This window comes from Streptomyces fragilis (genome assembly GCF_003112515.1).
GTDB lineage: Bacteria > Actinomycetota > Actinomycetes > Streptomycetales > Streptomycetaceae > Streptomyces > Streptomyces fragilis.
In genome coordinates, this window is sequence record NZ_BEVZ01000002.1 from 113,700 (window position 1) to 134,434 (window position 20,735).

15 protein-coding genes and 1 pseudogene are annotated in these 20,735 nt (G+C 71.4%); 12 read left to right on the forward strand and 4 right to left on the reverse strand.

Annotation, left to right across the window (positions count from 1 at the left end; genetic code table 11):
• The first annotated feature begins 6 nt into the window (after nucleotides 1–6).
• Together Sfr03f_RS02540 and Sfr03f_RS31465 are read left to right on the forward strand one after the other, a co-directional pair.
• The gene (locus Sfr03f_RS02540; RefSeq protein WP_108952047.1) at nucleotides 7–513 is read left to right on the forward strand and encodes a flavodoxin domain-containing protein; all 507 of its coding nucleotides are present in this window, start codon (nucleotides 7–9) and stop codon (nucleotides 511–513) included.
• Nucleotides 514–875: 362 nt separating this feature from the next.
• A complete protein-coding gene (locus Sfr03f_RS31465; protein WP_281262830.1) occupies nucleotides 876–1,406 on the forward strand; it encodes a transposase in 531 nt (176 codons plus the stop codon).
• Nucleotides 1,407–1,571: 165 nt separating this feature from the next.
• On the opposite strand, the gene Sfr03f_RS02550 is transcribed toward Sfr03f_RS31465, so the two are convergent.
• A complete protein-coding gene (locus Sfr03f_RS02550) occupies nucleotides 1,572–2,300 on the reverse strand; it encodes a hypothetical protein (RefSeq protein ID WP_159105519.1) in 729 nt (242 codons plus the stop codon).
• Nucleotides 2,301–3,230: 930 nt separating this feature from the next.
• Between Sfr03f_RS02550 and Sfr03f_RS02560 the strand changes: the two genes are divergently transcribed.
• The 7 genes and pseudogenes from Sfr03f_RS02560 to Sfr03f_RS02585 all read left to right on the forward strand — a co-directional run bounded on the left by Sfr03f_RS02560 (nucleotide 3,231) and on the right by Sfr03f_RS02585 (nucleotide 11,130).
• Nucleotides 3,231–4,154, forward strand: a complete 924-nt coding sequence (locus Sfr03f_RS02560; protein ID WP_108953389.1) for a carbamate kinase — start codon at nucleotides 3,231–3,233, stop codon at nucleotides 4,152–4,154.
• A 482-nt stretch (nucleotides 4,155–4,636) separates the two neighbouring features.
• The gene (locus tag Sfr03f_RS02565; RefSeq protein WP_108953390.1) at nucleotides 4,637–5,077 is read left to right on the forward strand and encodes a pyridoxamine 5'-phosphate oxidase family protein; all 441 of its coding nucleotides are present in this window, start codon (nucleotides 4,637–4,639) and stop codon (nucleotides 5,075–5,077) included.
• Nucleotides 5,078–5,399: 322 nt separating this feature from the next.
• The gene (locus Sfr03f_RS02570) at nucleotides 5,400–5,999 is read left to right on the forward strand and encodes a universal stress protein (protein WP_245967365.1); all 600 of its coding nucleotides are present in this window, start codon (nucleotides 5,400–5,402) and stop codon (nucleotides 5,997–5,999) included.
• Entirely contained in the window at nucleotides 5,999–6,139 is a 141-nt protein-coding gene (locus Sfr03f_RS31020) for a hypothetical protein (protein ID WP_245967366.1), read from the forward strand. The genes Sfr03f_RS02570 and Sfr03f_RS31020 overlap by 1 nt, the downstream gene beginning before the upstream one ends.
• 120 nt (nucleotides 6,140–6,259) lie before the next feature.
• On the forward strand, nucleotides 6,260–8,644 hold the full coding sequence (locus Sfr03f_RS02575; protein ID WP_108952050.1) for a phosphoketolase family protein: 2,385 nt from the start codon (nucleotides 6,260–6,262) through the stop codon (nucleotides 8,642–8,644).
• Nucleotides 8,645–8,793: 149 nt separating this feature from the next.
• Nucleotides 8,794–9,410 (forward strand): annotated as a pseudogene (locus Sfr03f_RS02580) (hypothetical protein).
• A 727-nt stretch (nucleotides 9,411–10,137) separates the two neighbouring features.
• On the forward strand, nucleotides 10,138–11,130 hold the full coding sequence (locus tag Sfr03f_RS02585) for an Acg family FMN-binding oxidoreductase (protein ID WP_108952051.1): 993 nt from the start codon (nucleotides 10,138–10,140) through the stop codon (nucleotides 11,128–11,130).
• 118 nt (nucleotides 11,131–11,248) lie between these two features.
• Here the strand turns inward: Sfr03f_RS02585 and adhE are convergent, their stop codons facing one another.
• Both adhE and Sfr03f_RS02595 read right to left on the reverse strand, forming a co-directional pair.
• Nucleotides 11,249–13,903, reverse strand: coding sequence for a bifunctional acetaldehyde-CoA/alcohol dehydrogenase (gene adhE, locus Sfr03f_RS02590; protein WP_108952052.1), 2,655 nt, complete (start codon nucleotides 13,901–13,903; stop codon nucleotides 11,249–11,251).
• A 228-nt stretch (nucleotides 13,904–14,131) separates the two neighbouring features.
• Complete coding sequence (locus tag Sfr03f_RS02595) at nucleotides 14,132–14,515, reverse strand: hypothetical protein (protein WP_108953391.1); 384 nt, start codon at nucleotides 14,513–14,515, stop codon at nucleotides 14,132–14,134.
• Nucleotides 14,516–14,734: 219 nt separating this feature from the next.
• Here Sfr03f_RS02595 and Sfr03f_RS02600 point away from each other — a divergent pair, with 219 nt between their 5' ends.
• From Sfr03f_RS02600 to pflA, 3 genes are all read left to right on the forward strand, one after another.
• Complete coding sequence (locus tag Sfr03f_RS02600) at nucleotides 14,735–15,661, forward strand: universal stress protein (protein ID WP_108952053.1); 927 nt, start codon at nucleotides 14,735–14,737, stop codon at nucleotides 15,659–15,661.
• Nucleotides 15,662–15,797: 136 nt separating this feature from the next.
• Nucleotides 15,798–18,056: a formate C-acetyltransferase gene (pflB, locus tag Sfr03f_RS02605; protein ID WP_108952054.1), complete on the forward strand. Its 2,259-nt coding sequence runs from the start codon at nucleotides 15,798–15,800 to the stop codon at nucleotides 18,054–18,056.
• Nucleotides 18,053–18,802, forward strand: a complete 750-nt coding sequence (gene pflA / locus Sfr03f_RS02610) for a pyruvate formate-lyase-activating protein (RefSeq protein ID WP_108952055.1) — start codon at nucleotides 18,053–18,055, stop codon at nucleotides 18,800–18,802. The genes pflB and pflA overlap by 4 nt, the downstream gene beginning before the upstream one ends.
• A gap of 23 nt (nucleotides 18,803–18,825) precedes the next feature.
• Here pflA and Sfr03f_RS02615 read toward each other — a convergent pair whose 3' ends face one another.
• On the reverse strand, nucleotides 18,826–20,514 hold the full coding sequence (locus Sfr03f_RS02615) for a GAF domain-containing sensor histidine kinase (RefSeq protein ID WP_108952056.1): 1,689 nt from the start codon (nucleotides 20,512–20,514) through the stop codon (nucleotides 18,826–18,828).
• Nucleotides 20,515–20,735: the final 221 nt, after the last annotated feature.

Genomic DNA, 20,735 nt, shown 5'->3' on the forward strand with positions numbered 1-20,735 from the left:
ACCGTCATGACGGCCAAGGTGCTGGTCGCCTACGGGACGACCAACGGATCGACGACACGCATCGCCGAGAGTGTGGCCAGGACACTGCAGGAGGCGGACCTGGACGCCGAGGCGCTGCCCGCCGCATCGGTGACCGACGTGGCCGCGTACAACGCCGTGGTGGTCGGCGGCGCGCTGTACCTCGGCCAATGGCACAAGGACGCCCGCCGCTTCGTCCGCCGCCACCGCCGGGCGCTGGCGGCGCGTCCGCTGTGGTTCTTCAGCAGCGGCCCGCTCGACTCCACGGCCTCGCAGCGGGAGATACCTCCCGTGCCCTGGGTCCACAGGGCCATGACACGGCTGGACGCCTACGGACACGTCACCTTCGGGGGCTGCCTGCAGGAGGGCGCGCAGGGGTGGATGGCTCGTATGATCCTGCGCAACGGGCAGGGCGGGGACTTCCGCGACTTCGACGCCGTGGAGAGCTGGGCGGCCGACGTGGCGAAGGCGCTCGCCGTAGTGCCCGGCCGGTGAGGCAAGGGCGCTACCGTGCACGGCCGGCCGAGCCTCCTCGACCCGCCCTGGACGACATGACGGCCCTGGCCGTCACACGGCCGCCCGTGGTGCCGCGTCATCCCGAGCCGGCCATGGCCGTGAACCCGTGGCCCTACCCGGCTGCTGGCGCGGTTGCCCTCCTCGAAGAAGGCGCGGCGTCCGTAACGGCGACGATTCGCCCGTCGAGCCGCCCGCTCTCTGCCTGGTTGTAGGCAGACCTCCCGGCCACCGCCGACACCGGCACAGAGCGCGCCGCCTCGTGAAGCCGCATGCCCGGCCGCCCGCTGCGGCGCCGGGAACCGTCTGCAGAAGTCTCCATGGCATGAGGGGCCGTGCTTGTCATGGTGCGTCGTCATGAGTTTTCGGTTGCCGAGTGGGCGGTGTTGTCGCGGTTACCGCCGAGTTCGGGGGTCGCGGGACGGCCTCGTTCGGACGACCGGGTGGTGCTGAACGGGATCGCGTGGAAACCGGGGACCGGATCGGCCTGGCGCGATGTGCCGGAACGGTACGGCTCCCGGCAGACCTTGTGCACGCCTTTCCGCAGGCCGGGGCTCTGGACGGAGCCTTCTCGCGCATGCTGCGGGTCGTCCAGGCCGAGAAGGACACGGCCGGGGACATCCAGTGCTGGTTGTCGGTCGCTCCACCATCAGCGGGTCCATCAGCACGCTGCCGACGGCTCCTGTCTGTGCGGATGTTTGCCGCGGCGGACCGGAGCCTGGGGGGCGGGGACCGCGTCAGTCGCCCATGCTGCCGCGCGTGAGGTCGTCGGCGATTCGCCGTGCCCAGTCGTCGACGATTCCACCGGCGCCGCCGGGCGCCCATTGCGGCCGCCTCCGACCCCGGCTTCCAGGATGCCCTGCTCGACGAGCTGAACCTCCTCACCGGAGTGCGGTTGCCCTGACGTGCGCACAGTGTCGTGCAGGGGAGCGTCGGGGGTTACTGCCTATGGAGGTAACAGCAGGGTCTCTCAGGGAACGCGCGGCACGCCTACTGTGGCCGTATGGACAACCGGGAAGAAATCCGCGCCTTGAAGAAACTCAGCCCGTACCCGCTGTCTCCGTCAGCTTCTCAAGCTGGGCGGTGATCACCTCGTCCGGGGCCTCGCCCGCGCTCTTGTGTGCGACCAGGCCCTGCCAGTTGAAGACGGCTACATTGGAGCCGCTACGTACCACCTGGTACCAGTGCGCTGTTCCCGACGACTCCCGCTTGAAGGCAAACGCCTCATCGGCCGGACCCGGGTCGGGGACAGGGAGGGCCGTGACGGTCGGGTTGAGGCCCATGTCGTCCTCGTACCCGGTGCAGCTCTTCGCCGCGTCACGGACACGGGTGAGGAGTTCCTCTGCGTCGGCCGCCTTGGCGTAGGCGTACAGCGTGATGTCGGTGGCCTTCGTGTCCGTCTTCGGGTGGACGGAGCGGGCTGCCGCAGCGGTCGGTGCCGGTTCGGGGGAGCGCAGCCGGATGTCTTCCATGGGCTGGCAGGCCGCCGGTTTGGCCGGCTTCCCCTTGCTGCCGAGGACGGTGCCCTGCTTGAAGACGGTGAAAGTGTATTCGGGCAGGTCCGCTTCGGTGACCGCTGCGTTCTCGAGGGCAGCAGCGTTCAGCGGGCCGTCGTTCGGTCTTCCCGACGCCGTCCCCTTTGCCGAGTCCTCGGTCACGGCGCCGCTTCCGCCGTCTCCGGTCGCTTCGTCGCCGCTTCCGCAGCCGGCCAGCAGGGCCACCGCAGCAAGCGCCACCACGACAGCCTGGACTCGCCGCAGTCCGTCCACTCTCATTCCCGCTCCTCCCATACCAGCGCCCGGGCACGTCGGCACCTGGGTCACATCCGGAAGAAGATGGCATAACGCGGCAGGGGTCGCGTCACTCGAAATGCGTACATTCGCTAAGCACACCGGCCAGTTGGAGAACGAGACGGTCGCGGAACCCAGCGAGTGCCTCGATGGGGATCACCGTGTCCGGATGTCGGCCTGCGCGGAGGCGCAGATCATGCCGTTGTCGAATGGCTTGAACCGATACACGCAGACTGCGCATACCGTGCGCATGCCCTTCCGTCGGGCCTCAGAGCCGAAGGGCCCTGCGTCTTCAAGAATCATCTGAGCACCGAGCGGGCCGGTCTGCCCATCTCTGTCGGGATCTCGGCGGCGCCCCGTGGCTGGGCCCTCCGGCACCATGTCCGGGTCCTTCGGCATCCTCTGCCGGAAGGGTTCTGGATGTTCGATGAAGACGACAGACGACGCGGCGACGGGAGGCATGGTGACTACGCCACTGACCTCAGAGCCCTGGAAGCGCTTCTCAGTTCTCCTGGCGGGCTCCACGGCGGTCACCTTCGTGCTCAGTGCAGCGCTCGACGCACTGACGCCAGGGACGCAGCGACGTCGTGCGCACCAACGACCTGTCGCCGACGAGAGCCAGAGTCCCCCCGCTGACTCGAGCGGACCCCTACATCGACGGACAGGAGAAACCGGAGCCACAGCGCAAGCCCGCGGCAGGACGCCGGCAGCCACCGGCCACCCGGGCACCCCTGTACGCACCGCCCGCCCCGCTCGACCGCTGTCCCCGGCCGACCCGTCACCTCCTGAATACCTGCTACCCAGACGGGGGAACTGCCAGGGTTTGTGCCTTCGCCCGCCTCGGGCCAGGCCGACAACCGGCTGCACACCCTCGCGCCCTCATCGTGGCCACCCTGGAGGACCAAACCCATGCGCATCGTCATCGCCCTCGGCGGCAATGCCCTACTGCACCGGGGCGAACGCCCTGACGCGGACGTGCAGGAGACGAACATCGACCGGGTGACCACCGCGATCGCCGGCCTCGCTCTCGAACACGAGATCGTCATCACTCATGGCAACGGACCGCAGATCGGTCTGCTCGCCGAAGAGAGCGCCGCCGATCCGGGGCTGAGCGCTCCGTATCCGCTGGACCTGCTCGGCGCCCAGACACAGGGCATGATCGGTTCGCTGCTGGTGCGTGCGCTGCACGACGCACTGCCGCGGCGTCGGATCGCCGCGCTGGTCACGCACACCCTCGTACGGGCCGATGATCCTGCCTTCGTCCGGCCCACGAAGTTCGTCGGCCAGGTGTGCTCCCGCAAGAAGGCCGAAGCGCTCGCCCGCAAGCAGGGCTGGCACATCGCCAAGGACGACACTGGCTGGCGCCGCGTGGTCCCCTCACCGTCGCCCGAACGGATCCTGGAGACCGAAACCATTCACGAACTTCTGGGCAGCGGTGCCCTGGTCATCTGCGCCGGCGGCGGAGGCGTGCCCGTCACCGCCGACAACGACACCGGTGCACTGACCGGCGCTGAGGCAGTCGTCGACAAGGACCTCACGGCGGCCCTGCTCGCCGAAGACCTCGGGGCCGACTTCCTGCTCATCCTCACCGACGTGCCGTGCGTCTACGCCGGCTACGGCACCCGCGACCCACAGCCCATCCTCGACGCAACGCCCGACGACCTGCGCCGGGGAGACTTCCCGGCCGGCTCCATGGGCCCCAAGGCGGAGGCCGCAGCCCGGTTCGTCGAACGCACCGGAGCATTGGCCGCCATCGGCGCCCGCGACGCGGCCTACGAAATCGTGCACGGGCGGTCGGGGACGCTTGTGCGCCGGGATCTGACCGTTGGCTGACAGGCCCGTGGCTGTACGAAAGCGTGGATGGGCGGGGCTGCGAGGGTCGGCGTTGCGACCAGGGCTGCTGTGGTCGCGGGACGCAACTCGCCGCCTCATGTGAGGACGCCACTTCGGATGGTGACTCGCCCGCGTGTCCCTCCGAAGGGCATGGCTTTCCACATCGACGGTCCTGCGGCCTCAGCGCGGGCCGAGCAGACATGAGGGGGAACGGGCAGAGATGAAAGGGTGGATCGGGCCGGTGCTCTGCCACCCGGTTCTACCCGGACCCGTTCCATGGGGCGGGGCGTCATCACCCACGACCGCCTCTGCCAACGCGACGGGCCGACGGCCCGTGGCTGTTCCTCACGGCCCTCGACCGGGGTGTGCCACGGGTCGTTCTCCGGGATGGCCGGGACCCATGGCCCCTCACCTCCGGGCCTCACCTGGTCCAGGGTGGAAGGACGCGAAAATGCTGTACCAGGCGAAGGATGGGCTGGCTCATGGACCCCAATGACGGTTTCCGCGAACTCGGGCGGCAGGAGTGTCTCCGGCTGATGGCCAAGGTGCCCGTCGGCCGCATCGTCTACACGTGCCAGGCCTTGCCCGCCGTGCTGCCGGTCAACTTCAGCCTGGATGGCGATGGCACGGTCCTGCTGTGCACCTCCGCGGTTTCGGAACTGGTCCGTGCGATCGACGGAGCGGTCGTCGCCTTCGAGGCCGACGACGTCGACGCAGTCCGGCAATCAGGCTGGAGCGTCGTCGTGACGGGCTCGGCGTCGGTGGTGACCGACCCTGCCGAGCATGAGCGCCTCGCTCGCACGGGACCGGTCTCCTGGGTGCCCGCGTCGCAGGAGGTCTTCATCCGCATCGAGCCGGAGCTGGTCACCGGTCGCGAGGTCGTCGGCGGACGCAGCCTGTACGGCGTGGACCTCACTGCCTGAACGTCTCGTCCCTCCCGTTCCCCCATCCGTCGGGGCACAGGGCCCACCGGCCAGACGAAGCGGGCCGGACGGCGTGCAGTCGGCTTCTGTCGGCCTCTGCCTGCGGCGTTCGCGGACGATGAGCATTGTTCGTGAAAACGTCACCACATCCACGTCCACCCGACCGGCCGACCAGTGCGTTACTGCACTCGCCCCCTCCAGGGGGAGGAACGGACGGGAGCAGGGCAATGACTGATGATCATGTGGTCGTCGGAATGGACGGCTCGCTGGTCGCGGTACGGGCGCTGGACTGGGCGCCCTGGACTGGGGCGCCGAGGAGGCGGTGCGCCGCGGCACCGCGCTGCGTATCGTCTACGCCGTGGTTGACCGCGCCGAGGAGGGCCGGTTCTGGCCCCGGCCGCCGAGCGGGTCCACGAACGCCACCTCGGTGCTGTTGGTGGAGACCAGCGCCGTGGAGGGCGGTGCCGTCGCAACACTGGCAGCGGGGAGCGAAGGCGTGGCCGTCACCGTCGTGGGCACCCGCGGGCTCGGCAGTGTCACCGGCTTACTGGCCGGCTCGGTGAGCCGGCGACTGGCCGCACGCGTGCACGGTCCGTTGGTGGTCGCCCGCGGTAGCCACTCCTTGCGAAAGGCAGCGCGAGGTGCTGCTCGGCCTGGGGGAGCGATGCCGACGAGGCCGCAGCCGCTGACGCCTTCGAGGAGGCGGCACGTGGCGGGCCCGGCTGCGCGTCCTGCACTCAGCGACGCACCGGCACATCACCCCCGAACTGCCGTCGCTGACTGCCGCGGCAAGTCCCGGCCAGGAGCGCCAGGCCCGCCACGACCGGGCGGAAGAAGCCGTCCCACGGTTCAGCATCACCTGGCTGCGCGAGGCTGGCGGCCGCCAGCCGCACGGTCCGCACCGGTCCGGCCCATGCTCTGATGGAGGGCACCCACGAGGTCGGCGTCGTGGCCATCGGGACGCGGCAGCACGCGGGCCGGCTCAGTCCGTCGCTCGGCCCGGTCGCGGAGGTCCTGTTGCAGCACGCCCACTGCCCCGTGCCGGTGCCGACGGCCCGTTGACAGACCGCACGAGGCGGATGGCCCGGTCGACCCTGTCGGGGATCCGGCGAACGGGGGAAGGTGGGGACGTACGGACCCGCATATACCTCTGACCGACCCCGATCCGGAAGGGAACCCAGGATGTCCGTCGACCCGCAACAGGCGTCTGCCCCACTCACCGACGACGAGCTGAGGACGCTGGACGCCCACTGGCGCGCCGCGAACTACCTGTCCGTCGGCCAGATCTACCTCATGGCCAACCCTCTGCTGACCGATCCGCTGCGCCCCGAGCACGTCAAGCCGCGCCTTCTCGGCCACTGGGGCACCTCACCCGGCCTGAACCTCGTGTACACCCACCTCAACCGCGTCATCCGGGCCCGTGACCTGGACGCGCTGTGTATCTGGGGCCCCGGTCACGGCGGTCCCGCGGTGGTTGCGGGTTCATGGTTGGAGGGCTCGTACAGCGAGACGTATCCCGACATCACCCGGGACGCGGCCGGCATGGCCCGCCTGTTCAAGCAGTTCTCGTTCCCCGGCGGCGTCCCCAGCCACGTCGCACCCGAGACCCCCGGCTCGATCCACGAGGGCGGCGAGCTTGGCTACTCACTCGCGCACGCCTACGGTGCCGCCTTGGACAATCCCGATCTGGTCGTGGCCTGCGTGATCGGCGACGGCGAGGCCGAGACGGGGCCGTTGGCGGCGTCCTGGCACTCCAACAAGTTCCTCGACCCCGTCCACGACGGCGCCGTCCTGCCGATTCTGCACCTCAACGGCTACAAGATCGCCAACCCCACGGTTCTCGCCCGGCTCCCGGAGCCCGAGCTCGACGAACTGCTCCGGGGCTACGGCCACGACCCCGTCCATGTCACCGGCGACGACCCGGCCTCCGTCCACCGAGCCATGGCGCAGGCCATGGACACCGCCCTGGACCGCATCGCCGCGATCCAGCGGGCCGCACGCGAGGACGGTACGACCGAGCGCCCCCGCTGGCCGGTGATCGTGCTGCGTACACCGAAGGGCTGGACGGGCCCGGCCCAGGTCGACGGGTTGCCGGTGGAGGGAACCTGGCGCTCCCACCAGGTCCCGCTGTCAGCCGTCCGCGACAACCCCGACCACCTGCGGGAGCTGGAGGCTTGGCTGCGCTCATACCGCCCTGAAGAACTGTTCGACGAGCACGGCAGCCCCCGCCCGGACGTCCTGGCCTGTGTCCCGGACGGCGCCCGCAGGCTCGGCGCCACCCCACACGCCAACGGCGGACTGCTGCTGCGTGAACTGCCCCTGCCGCCGCTGGAGCGCTACGCGGTCCCCGTCGACAAACCCGGAGCGACCCTGCACGAACCCACCCGCGTCCTCGGCGACCTGCTCGAAGACGTCATGCGAGGCACCACCGACCGCCGCGACTTCCGCCTGGTAGGGCCGGACGAGACCGCCTCCAACCGGCTCCAGGCCGTCTACGGCGCCAGCGGCAAGGCATGGCAGGCGGAGACCCGGAACGTGGACGAGCACCTGGATCGTCACGGCCGGGTGATGGAGATCCTCTCCGAGCACACCTGCCAGGGTTGGCTGGAGGGCTATCTGCTGACCGGCCGGCACGGGCTGTTCTCCTGCTACGAGGCGTTCGTACACATCGTCGATTCGATGGTCAACCAGCACATCAAGTGGCTGCGTGTGACCCGCCGCATGCCCTGGCGCGCTCCCATCGCCTCCCTCAACTACCTGCTGACCTCACACGTGTGGCGGCAGGACCACAACGGCTTCTCGCACCAGGACCCGGGCTTCGTCGACCACATCCTCAACAAGAGCCCCGAGGTCGTCCGCGTCTACCTGCCGCCGGACGCCAACACCCTGCTGTCGGTGGCCGACCACGCGCTGCGCAGCAAGGACTACGTCAACGTCATCGTCGCGGGCAAGCAGCCCTGCTTCGACTGGCTGACGATGGAGCAGGCCAAGGTCCACTGTGCGCGCGGCGCCGGGATCTGGGAATGGGCCGGTACAGACAGCGGCGAGCGGGAGCCGGACGTGGTGCTCGCGGCCGCCGGAGATGTACCCACACAGGAGGTCTTGGCTGCCGCTCAGCTGCTGCGCACCCATCTGCCGGAACTGGCGGTGCGGGTGGTCAACGTCGTCGACATCGCCCGGCTCATGCCGAGTGAGGAACACCCTCACGGTATGACCGACTTCGAGTACGACGGCCTGTTCACCCCCGACCGGCCGGTGATCTTCGCGTACCACGGCTACCCGTGGCTGATCCACCGCCTGGCCTATCGCCGCACCGGCCACAAGCACCTGCACGTGCGTGGCTACAAGGAGATCGGGACCACGACCACGCCGTTCGACATGGTCGTCCGCAACGACCTCGACCGCTACCGCCTGGTCATGGACGTCATCGACCGTGTGCCCGGCCTCGCGGTGCGTGCTGCGGCTGTACGGCAGCGGATGGAGGATGCCCGCCTGCGCCACCACGAGTGGATCCGCATCCACGGCACCGACCTGCCTGAAGTCGCCGACTGGTCCTGGGACGGCTGACCGATGCCAACGGGCTTCGGACAGGGGGTCGTTCGCGCCGCTGTCCGGGGCCTTGCAGCCCCTCCGGCGGGCGCCGACGGCGCGGGATATTGAAGCCGCAACGAGCAGGACAACACCTCAGGCGCAGCTCCCTCGGAGGGATGGGCATCATGGCAGTTCACGAGCATCCGCACCGCCATCTCGGATTCCGCTTCCCGTCGCGGCGCAGGGCCAGACGGCTCCCACCTCCGCGGATGAGGCGGCCGCCGCCGCGACCGCGACCAGCGCGTACGTGTTCGCCGGGCTCCGCCTGCTGGCCGGGTTCATCTTCCTGCGGGCGTTCCTGGACAAGACGTTCGGCTTCAGCTACGCCAGGCAGTCCGGCGAGGGCTGGATCGATGGCGGCTCGCCGACCAAGGGCTTCCTCAGCAGTGTCGCCGTTGGGCCGATGGAGTCCACCTTCCACGAGTGGGCGGGCACCGCTTGGGCGGACTGGCTGTTCATGCTCGGCCTGGGCGGCATCGGCCTCGCCCTGATCGCGGGCGTCGGCCTGCGGCTCACCGCCGCTGCCGGCACCGCGATGATGGCGCTGATGTGGATCACGGAGTGGCCGCCGGCCAAGCACCTGTCCGACGGGTCGGCGAGCATGTCGACCAACCCGTTCGCCGACTACCGCCTCATCTACGCCGTCGTCCTGATCGCCCTCGCGGGTGCCGGTGCCACCTGGGGCCTGGGCCGGGCCTGGGCGCAGCTGCCCTTCGTCAGCCGCAACCGCTGGCTGCTCTGAGTCCCACACGCTCGTCGGACCAGGGCGCCTCCGTTCGTGGGCGGGGCGCCCCGGTCCGTTCGTGTCCCCTCCGGCCCGGTGAAACACTCGGCCCGACCGGGCCCAACGGCCCGGCAAGCGCGTGACGGATGGCGCGCCCCGGGTACGCCGGCAGTCCCTCCTCGCGGGCACCCGCGAGCGACGAGCCCCGACAGTGGACAGTTCACCTGCACAGGTGAGGAAGAGACCGGCGGTGACAGCAACGATGGCAGCTGGACCCCGGGCGACGATCCAGGTATGCCGCGTAGCGAGGGACGGTCGGCCACGGCCTGGGCTCGGCCCTGCCCGTCGGCCTCCAGGCGGCCAGGACACCGGTGAGCCCCGCCGGACCGCGCCGAGAACGGCATCCGGCGTCCTCCGTTGTTTGGCGGGAACCCCTGGCGCTGGGGCGTCCGCCCCGCCCCGTGCCGGGCGCTCGGACGGCCGGGCACGGCACGGGAGACGGATGTGCCACGGCGTCGTCGTTCCCTCAAGGCGCCCCCGGAGCTCCTGCCGCGGGAGCGGCCTGGCATGCCGTTCGAGCGAGGACGTCCGGTCCCGCCGCAACTCCCGCCCGGGCAGTGGCAACCATCCCGTGAGCTGGGCCGATGGTCCCGCAGCGGTGCCCGGTCGCCCCTGTCGGACGAGGACCTCACGGGCAGACACTGAAGTCCGAGGGACTCCCGACACCGAAAGCGGGGAACCGCTCATGCCCGTCACCGGCACACCCATCAGTCACTCCTCCGCCTACCTGGTCCGCGCGGCCGTGACCGCGCCGTCGCTCCACAACACCCAGCCCTGGCGCTTCGTCGCGGACGGCGACAGGGATCTCGAACTGCACGCGGACACCCGTCGCTGCCTGCCGCTCGCCGACCCCCGCGGGCGGGAACTGCTGCTCGGCTGCGGGGCGGCCCTGTTCAACGTGCGGCTGGCCATGCTCCACCTCGGCTTCCGGCCCCTTGTGCGTGTTTTCCCCGACCTGCGGCAGCCCGCTCACCTCGCCACGGTCGCCTGGGGCGCCTACACCCGGCCCACAGCGGAGGAACAGCGCCTGTTCGACGCCTTGGGGCTGCGGCACACCGCGCACGGCCCGTTCCTGCCGGAGCCGTTGCCCGCCGGCCTCGTCGCCGCGTTGCGTGAGCAGGCCGACTGTGAAGGCGCCCGGCTGCACGTCGTGGGGGACGCTGTGGACCGCCGCCTGGTGGCCGCGCTGGTACGTGCGGGGGAGGACACCCACCGGGCCGACGAACGGTTCGCCGCCGAACAGGCGGGATGGGCCTGGCAGCCCGTGCGGCCGAGGCGTGACGGGGTGCCGGCCGACGCCGGCGTGCGTCACCCCGACGCGACCGCTCTCGCCGGTCGCGACTACGCCAGTCTGGCCGGCGCGAGCCCTCGGCATCCCCGGCCCTGGTCAGCGCGGACGGGTGAGGTGGTCCTGCTGGCCACCGATCGGGACGACCCGTCCACCTGGCTGACGGCCGGACAGGCCCTTCAGCGGATGCTGCTGCACGCGGCAGGACTCGGCGTGATGGCGGCCTTCCACACCCAGCCCTTGGAGGTGCCGGAACTGCGGGAACGCGTCCGGCGGACGCTCACCGCCGGGCAGTACCCGCAGGTCATCCTCCGCCTGGGACACCCGCCGTACGTGCGTTCCACGCCGCGCCGGGGCCTGGCAGAGGTACTCGCCAGTGCTCGGGTGTGAGGGACCTGGCCCACTGCGCACGGAGGCCGGGCGGAACCCGCGAAGGGGCCGCCCGGCCTCCGTGCGCGGTGGGAACGCAGAGCCGGGCCGGCAGTAGCCGGCCCGGCAGCACGCGCCGTCAGCCGTAGTAGGCGGCGCGCATGAGCGCCTGCATGTCGTCCAGCATCGGCATGCGCGGGTTGGCCGGCGCGCACTGGTCCTCGTAGGCGTTCAGCGCCTGCTGCGGCAGAGCCGCCAGGAACGTCTCCTCGTCGACCCCGAGCGACCTGAACGTCGGCTCGATGCCGACGGCCTCGCGCAGCCGCTCGACGGCCACGGCGAGGGACTCCACGCCCTCGGCCGCGGTGGCGGCCGGCAGTCCGAGCGCCCGCGCGATCTCCTGGAAGCGCTCGGGCGCCCGGTAGCTCTCGTACTTCGGCCACCCGGTGAGCTTCGCCGGCACCGTGCCGTTGTAGCGGATCACGTGGGGCAGCAGCACCGCGTTGGTTCGGCCGTGCGCGATGTGGAAGGTGGCGCCGAGCGTGTGCGACATGGCGTGCACGATGCCGAGGAAGGCGTTGCCGAAGGCCATGCCCGCGATGGTGCCGGCGTTGTGCATCTTCTCGCGGGCCTCCGGGGCGCCGTCACGGTCGTTCACCGCGGCCTCGATGTTCCGGAAGATCAGCCGGATCGCGTGCAGGGCGAGCCCGTCGGTGAAGTCGTTGGCGTAGACGGAGACGTATGCCTCGATCGCGTGGGTGAGGGCGTCGAAGCCGCTGTCCGCGGCGAGCGCCGGCGGCAGCGCCGCGGTGAGCATCGGGTCGACGATGGCGACGCTCGGGGTGAGCGCGTAGTCGGCCAGCGGATACTTCTTGCCGGTGGCCGGGTCGGAGATGACGGCGAACGGGGTGACCTCGGCGCCGGTGCCCGAGGTGGTCGGCACGCACACCAGCCGGGCCAGTCGGCCCAGCTCCGGGAAGCGGAAGGCGCGCTTGCGGATGTCGGAGAACTTCTGCCGCATGTCCGCGAAGTCGACGTCCACGCCGGCCGCGTGCTGCTCGTACAGCAGCCACATCACCTTCGCGGCGTCCATCGGGGAGCCGCCGCCAAGGGCGATGATGGTGTCCGGGCGGAAGTCGCCCATCAGACGGGCGCCGTCGCGCACCGAGTCGATGCTGGGCTCCGGCTGGACGTTGTCGATGATCTGCAGCACCACCGGCTCACGGCGCCGCTGCAGGACCCGGCTGATCCGGTCGACGAAGCCGAGCCGGGTCATCGTCGCGTCGGTGACGATCGTGACGCGGTGGACGTCGGGCATCGAGGCCAGGTAGCGGATGGACTGCGGCTCGAAGTAGATCTTCGGCGGCACCTTGAACCACTGGAGGTTGTTGCGGCGGGCGGAGACCCGCTTGATGTTGAGCAGCTGTGCGGCCGAGACGTTGTTCGACACCGAGGTGCTCCCCCAGGAGCCGCAGCCCAGCGTGAGCGAGGGCAGCAGGCCGTTGTAGATGCCGCCGATCGCGCCCTGCGACGACGGGGAGTTGACGATGACGCGGACCGTCTTCATCCGCCGGCCGTACGCCTCGGCGACCGCACGGTCCTCGGTGTGGACGACGGCGCTGTGGCCCTGGCCGTGGAAGGCGACCATGTCGGCGGCCAGGTCGAAGCCGTGGCGCTCGTCCTCGGCCCGCAGCACGGCCAGCACCGGGCAGAGCTTCTCCCGGGTCAGCGGCTCGTCCGGGCCGACCCGTCCGGCCTCCACCAGGATGAGCGAAGTGCCCTCCGGCACGCTGAAACCGGCCTGCTCGGCGATCCACACGGGGCTCTGCCCGACCGCGGCGGCGTTCACCTTCGGCTCGCAGCCGCCGCCCGGGGCGCGGCCCGCCGGGAAGAGGAACGCCTCCAGCTTCGCCTTCTCCTCGGCGGTCGCCAGGTGGGCGTGCAGGGTGCGGAACTCGGCGAGCGCCGCGTCGTAGATCTCCGCGTCGAGGATCACGGCCTGCTCGGAGGCGCAGATCATGCCGTTGTCGAACGACTTCGACAGGACCAGGTCGTTGACCGCGCGGGGGAGCTTCGCGCTGCGGTGCACGTAGGCCGGGACGTTGCCCGCGCCCACGCCGAGCGCCGGCTTGCCCGCCGAGTAGGCGGCCTTCACCATGGCGTTGCCGCCGGTGGCGAGGATCAGCGCGACCCCGGGGTGCCTCATCAGGATGCCGGTCGCCTCCACGGACGGCTCCTCGATCCACTGCACGCAGTTCTCCGGGGCCCCCGCGGCGACCGCCGCGTCACGGACCACGCGCGCCGCCTCGGCGCTGCACCGCTGGGCGGACGGGTGGAAGGCGAACACCACGGGGTTGCGGGTCTTCAGCGACATCAGCGCCTTGAAGACCGTGGTGGAAGTCGGGTTGGTGACGGGGGTGACCGCGGCCACCACACCCACCGGCTCAGCGATCTCCACCATGTCCTCGATGTCGTCGCGGGCGACGACGCCGACCGTCTTCATGCTCCCCATGCTGTGGGTGACGTGCTCGCAGGCGAACATGTTCTTGACGGCCTTGTCCTCGAACAGCCCGCGCCCCGTCTCCTCGACGGCCAGCCGGGCCAGGGCCGTGTGCTGGTCCAGGGCGGCGACCGACGCCTTGGCGACGATGTGGTCGACCTGCTCCTGGGTGAGGGACTCGTAGTCGGCGAGGGCCTTCAGGCCTCCCTCGACCAGGCGGTCGACGGCGACCGCGGCGTCCGACGGCGCCTCGGTCGCGGTTGTGACGCTGGTCGGCGTGTGCTGTCGGGTCATGGGTCTGCCTCCGTGGGGAGCTGGTTGGCCGGGTGGTGGTGCGAGCGGTGAGGTGCCCCGGGCGAGTGGTGTGGTGCGGCGCCGAAGCCGCGGTGGCCGCTTCCGTCATCCACTCTCCCGTCGAACGCGATGCGGATCCGGATGCCGAAGGGCCTCGACGCGGCCCGTACGGCCCGGCCGGGCAGGGACCGGTCGGCCCTGCCCGGCCGGGGACCACCGGACGGCCGCTCAGTTTCCGGGGCCGCCGCGCCACGGAGGCGGCGCGGACGTCCTGCGGGCGTCCTCCGCCCGGTGCGCCACGCGTTCCACACGGCCCCGCAGCCGGTCGTGGAGACGGTCGGCGAGCTCCCGCACGGTCGCCTCGCGGACGTGGACGACGACGAGGTCCTCGCCCACTTGGAGGTCGGCGCCGGCCCACCACGGCAGCTCCACGTGGGGAGCCGAGGCCCTCAGCACGCGCACCTCGCCGTTCACCGGTCCGAGTCCGGGCCGGCCGAGGGCGGTGGCGACCTTCTCCCGCACGTACGCGAGCGACTCCTCGTCCACGTCGCCGTCGGCGCGGACCCGTACCGCGTCGGTGAGGTCACGGATTCGGGTGTTCCTGGCAGTCATGTGCTCCACTCCCTGCGATCTCCGGGGCTGTGCGACAAGCCTTGCCGCCGCCCGCCGGCGCGGTCAGGGGCCGACCGGGCCCCGGGGCGGGGCCGTTGGGACCCGTGCCTCGGGCCGGACGGTCCGTGGGCGCGCGGCCCCTCATGGCGCAGGCTCGAGGACGTCCGGAGAGCGTCCGGAAGATCCAGGCCCAGGACCCGCCCCAGGAGGGGAAACCTCATGTCGCACGTCATCACCGTAGGGATCGACGGATCACCCGCGAGCCTCGCCGCCGCGCACTGGGCGGCCCGGGAGGCGGTGCGGCGGGGGACCGGTCTCGCCGTGGTGCACGCCTGGCACCCCCACGTCGGTCCCACGCCGCACGTTCCCCAGGACAGCAGCGAGCACGCCTGGGCCGAGGCGACCCTGCGGCAGACGGTCGAGGGACTGCGGAGCGCGCACGCCGGTGCGGACATCCACGGGCGGCTGGTGTGCGACTCGGCCGTCACGGCCCTGACCGCCGCGGCCGCCGACAGCGAGATGCTCGTCCTCGGTTCGCTCAGTCTCGGCGCACTCGGCGGCTTCGTCACGGGTTCCGTGTCGCACCGCGTGGTGGCCCGTTCCCCGCGTCCGGTGGTCTTGGTCAGGGCCGGCCGAGGCGTCGCCGCGGAGCACCTCCCGGCGGTGGACGGCATCGCCCCGGACGAGATACCGCAGACGCCCTGCCGCGAGGTGGTGCTGGGTCTGGACACGGCGCACCCCTGCGACGAGTTGATCGAGTTCGCCTTCGAGGCGGCCCGCCGGCGCGACACCGGGCTGCGCGTGGTGCACGCCTTCCGCACCGACTGGCCTCTGACGGACGCCTCACTGGTCGTCCCGCCCGAGGCCGTGGAACCGGAGCCGCAGGCCCGGGCACGGGCGGACGCGGAACACAAGGTGGCCGCCGTGATCAGCTTCTGGCGGGCGAAGTTCCCGACCGTGCCGGTGACCGGGTGGGTCACCGAGGGCAGGGCGGCGTCCGTCCTGCTGCACGAGGTGAGCGACGCGGGGCTCCTGGTGGTGGGCCGCCGGGAGACCGGCCACCGTGTCGGCGCGCGGATCGGTTCCGTCGCCCACGCCGCACTGCACCATGCCGGCTGCCCCGTCGCCGTGGTCCCGCACGACTGACCCGCCTGCCGGCCGGGCCGAAGGTCCCGGTCGGCAGGGGCCGCAGGGACCGCGGCGATGCCCTCATGGGCACTGCCGTCTCCCGCCCCGTGGGACGACCATCGAAGTGAAGTCAGGACCGACGAGAGGACCCGTGATGACCGCGACGGTGACAACCACCCCCCGGAACGCCGACGCCTGGCGCGAGTTCACCGGCGACGGGTGGCGTGAGCGCGTCGACGTGCGTGACTTCGTCCAGGCCAACTACACCCCCTACGACGGCGACGCGTCCTTCCTGGCCGGGCCCACGGAGCGCACGCGCGCGGTGTGGGAGAAGGTCTGCGCGCTGTTCCCGGAGGAGCGCCGCCGCGGGATCCTCGACGTCGACGCCGCCACGCCCTCCACGATCACCTCGCACGCCCCCGGCTGGATCGACCGGGACCGTGAACTGATCGTCGGGCTCCAGACCGACGCCCCGCTCAAGCGGGCGATCATGCCCAACGGCGGCCTGCGCATGGTCGAGAACGGCCTGCGCGCCTACGGCTACGAGCCCGACCCGGTCGTCTCCGAGATCTTCGGCAAGTACCGCAAGACCCACAACGACGGCGTGTTCGACGCCTACACCCCGACGATGCGCACGGCCCGCAAGGTCGGCATCATCACCGGGCTCCCGGACTCCTACGGCCGTGGCCGGATCATCGGCGACTATCGTCGGGTCGCCCTCTACGGCACCGACCGCCTGATCGAGGCCAAGCGGGCTGAACGCGCCCTACTGGACGAGCGGCCCTCCACCGCGGACGTCATCCGCGACCGGGAGGAACTGGCGGAGCAGGTCAAGGCGCTGAGGGAGCTCACCGAGATGGCGGCCGCCTACGGCTGCGACGTCTCCCGGCCCGCCTCCACCGCGCACGAGGCCGTGCAGTGGCTGTACCTGGGCTACCTGGCCGCCGTGAAGGAGCAGAACGGCGCGGCCATGTCGCTGGGCCGGACCTCGACCTTCCTCGACGTCTACCTTCAGCGCGACCTCGCCGACGGGGTCATCGACGAGTCCCGCGCGCAGGAGCTGATCGACGACTTCGTCATCAAGCTCCGGATGGTCCGCTTCCTGCGCACCCCCGAGTACGACGCCCTCTTCTCCGGCGACCCGACCTGGGTGACCGAGGCGATCGGCGGCATCGGCGAGGACGGACGGCCACTGGTCACCCGCACTTCCTTCCGGTTCCTGCAGACCCTCTACACCCTGGGCCCGGCCCCCGAACCCAACATGACCGTCCTGTGGTCGCCCGGACTGCCCGCCGGCTTCAAGGAGTTCTGCGCCCAGGTCTCCATCGACACCAGCGCCGTCCAGTACGAGTCCGACGAACTGCTGCGCCCGCGCAACGGCGACGACACCGCCATCGCCTGCTGCGTCTCCGCCATGGCGGTCGGCCGGCAGATGCAGTTCTTCGGCGCCCGGGTCAACCTCGCCAAGGCACTGCTGTACGCGATCAACGGCGGCCGGGACGAGATGACCGGCGAGCAGGTGGCCCCGGCCGCCGAGCCGCTGACGGGCGAGTACCTGGAGTACGAAGAGCTGTCGGCGGCCTACGACCGGATGCTGGACTGGCTGGCCGGGACGTACGTCGACGCGCTCAACGTCATCCACTACATGCACGACAAGTACGCCTACGAACGCCTGGAGATGGCGCTGCACGACCACCCCGTGCACCGCTTCATGGCCTGCGGCATCGCCGGCCTCTCCGTCGCCGCCGACAGCCTCTCGGCCGTCAAGCACGCGCGGGTGAAGGTGCTGCGCGACGGGACGGGACTCGCCGTCGACTTCCGCACCGAGGGGGAGTACCCGTCCTACGGCAACGACGACGACCGCGCCGACGCCATCGCCGTCGGCCTGGTGGAGTCGTTCATGGCGAAGGTGCGCACGCACCCCGCCTACCGGGACGCCGAGCACACCCAGTCCGTCCTGACCATCACCTCGAACGTGGTCTACGGCAAGCACACCGGCAACACCCCCGACGGCCGCCGCGCGGGCGAGCCGTTCGCGCCGGGCGCCAACCCGATGAACGGCCGGGACCGGCACGGTGTCGTCGCCTCGGCACTCTCGGTGGCCAAGCTTCCCTTCGAGCAGGCCCGCGACGGCATCTCCCTGACCACCACCATCACCCCCGAGGGTCTCGGCCACGTCCCGGCCGAGCGCGCCGGGCACCTGGTCGGCATCCTCGACGGCTACACGGGAGCCGGCGGGTTCCACATGAACGTCAACGTCCTCGACCGGGCCACCCTGGAGGACGCCATGGAACACCCGGAGAAGTACCCGGAACTGACCATCCGGGTCTCCGGATACGCAGTGAACTTCGTCCGCCTGACCCGTGAGCAGCAGCTCGACGTGATCAGCCGCACCTTCCACGGTGCCCTGTGACCACCGTGCCCACGGGGCCCGTCACCGGCCGGGTGCACTCCTGGGATCTGTCCACCGGCGTGGACGGTCCCGGGACCCGGTTCGTGCTGTTCACCAGCGGCTGCCCGCTGCGCTGCCTGTACTGCGCCAACCCGGACACCTGGCGGATGCGGGACGGACAGGAGCGCACCGTCGACGAGGTGATGGGAGAGATCGACCGCTACCGGCTGTTCATCACCACGGCCGGCGGCGGCGTCACCCTCACCGGCGGCGAGCCGCTGCTCCAGCCCCGGTTCACCGGCGCCGTCCTGCGCCGCTGCAAGGAGGCCGGCCTCCACACCGCGCTCGACACCTCAGGCCTCCTCGGCGAGCGGGCCACCGACGAGCTGCTCGCCGACACCGACCTGGTCCTGCTCGACGTCAAGTCCTTCGACGTCCGCGCCTACCGCCGGCTCACCGGCGGGGCCCTCGCGCCGACCCTGTCCTTCGCCACCCGGCTGAACCGGCTCGGCGTCAAGATCTGGATCCGGTACGTCCTCGTCCCCGGCTGGACCGACGACATGGCGGCGGTGGACGGCCTCGCCGAGTTCGCCGGCGGCCTGGACACCGTGGACCGGGTCGACGTCCTGCCGTTCCACAAGCTCGGCGCGGCCAAGTACGAGGCGCTGGGCATCCCCTTCCCCCTGAAGGACACCCCGTCCCCGGACCCGGAGCTGGTGGAGCGGGTATGCGAGCGGTTCCGCGCACACGGAATGGCGGCCCACTGACCGTCCGGTCCGCGGGCGCGGACTCAGCCGGCCGTCCCGCTCGCGGAGGGCAGCGGAGCCGTCCACTCCAGCAGCGTCCCGGCCGGGTCACGGCGGGTCACCCGGAAGGCGCCCCCGAGCTCCTCGGCGCGGCTGCGCAGGTTGGCCAGACCGCTCCGCCGGACGACCGCCGGGTCGATGCCGCGACCGTCGTCCGCGACGGTCAGCCGCAGCGCTCCCTCGGACGCCTCGGCGCCGACCTCCACCCTGGTGGCCCCGGCGTGCCGGGCGATGTTGGACAGCGCCTCACGCAGCACCGCCACCAGGTGCTCGGCGTGCCCGGCGGGGACGTCGGTGTCCAGCAGTCCGGTCATGCGCAGGGCCGGGGGGAAGCCGAGGTTCTGCGCGGCCTCGTCGGTCAGGGCGAGCAGCCGGGCGCGAAGTCCCCCGTCGCCCTCCTGCCGGTCGCGGTGCTGCAGGCCGAAGATGGTGGTGCGGATGATCCTGATGGTGTCGTCCAGGTCGTCGACGACCCGCTGGATGCGCTCGGCGGCGGTGGGCTGGTCCCGGATCCGGCCGAGTGCCGCCTGCAGGGTCAGGGCGCCGGCGAAGAGCCGCTGGATGACCTGGTCGTGCAGGTCACGGGCGATACGGTCGCGGTCGCCGAGCAGGGCGAGGTGTTCCGCGTCCCGCCGGTGCTCGGCGATCTCCAGCGCCAGCGCCGCCTGGTCGGCGAAGGTGAGGACCATGTCGACGGCCCCCTCGGTGAACGGCGGCCGGCCGGGAAGATTGGCCACCTGCAGCACGCCGCGCACCCCCTTCCGGTCGCCGACGGGGACGAAGAAGGCCGGCCCCAGCGCCACCTGCGAGCCGCTGCCGCCCATGGCACGGGGATCCTCGCTGAGCGCGTCGCTGATGACGGGCTCGCCCGTGCCGTACACCTTCGCCGCGAGCGTGGTGGGGGGCAGGGCGAGGCCGAGCAGCCGGTCGGCCTCGACCCCGGCGGTGGCCTCCACGACCAGGCCCTTGTCGTCGCCGACCGGCCGGGCCAGGGTGACCAGGTCACAGCCGGTCATCTCCCGCACCGTGTCGGCGAGCGAGTGCAGGATCTCCTCCGGAGGCGCCCCCGACAGGAGGGCACGGGTGATGTCCTCGCTGGCGGCCAGGCGACGTTCCCGCTGGCGGCTGTCCTCGTAGAGGCGGGCGTTGTCGATCGCCACGCCCGCGGCGGCGGCCAGGCTCCGCAGCACCGCCTCGTCGTCGGCGTCGAAGGGCACGCCGCCGCGCTTGTCGGTCAGGTACAGGTTGCCGAAGACCTTCTCCCGCACCTGCACGGGGGCGCCGAGGAAGGTCCGCATCGGCGGGTGCCCTGCCGGGAAACCGACGGACTCCCCGTGCGCGCCGAGGTCGTCCAGACGCAGCGGGTGCGGCTCGCGGATCAGCAGCCCCAGGATGCCGTGGCCCCGGGGGTAGTGACCGATGCGCGCGATCGTCGCCTCGTCCATGCCGACGGTGATGAACTGCCGGATCGTTTCCTCTTCGCCCAGCACCCCCAGGGCGCCGTACTCGGCGTCCACCAGGTCGACCGCGGACTGCACGATCCGGCGCAGCAGGTCCTCGAGCTCCAGGTCGCTGCCGATCGCCACCACGGCGTCCAGCAGGGTCTGCATGCGGTCACGGCCGCCGCGGACCCGCTCGACGTGCTCCTGCAGCTCGTTCAGCAACTCGTCCATCCGCAACGGCGGGACAGAACTCCGGCGGCCGTCTCCCGCCTGCTCGTTCCTCACTGCGCTCTCGCCCCTCCGATGTGTGTCGTCAGGGCAAGCATGCCGTACGGGACGCGGTGCGCGACACCGGTCCTTGGCCGGAGCCGCGAAGCGGCCGGGGCCGAACGACCCCCGGAGCGGGCCCGAGCGGCCCGTGGCCCACGACGCGGCACGGGGCGAGGCTGGAG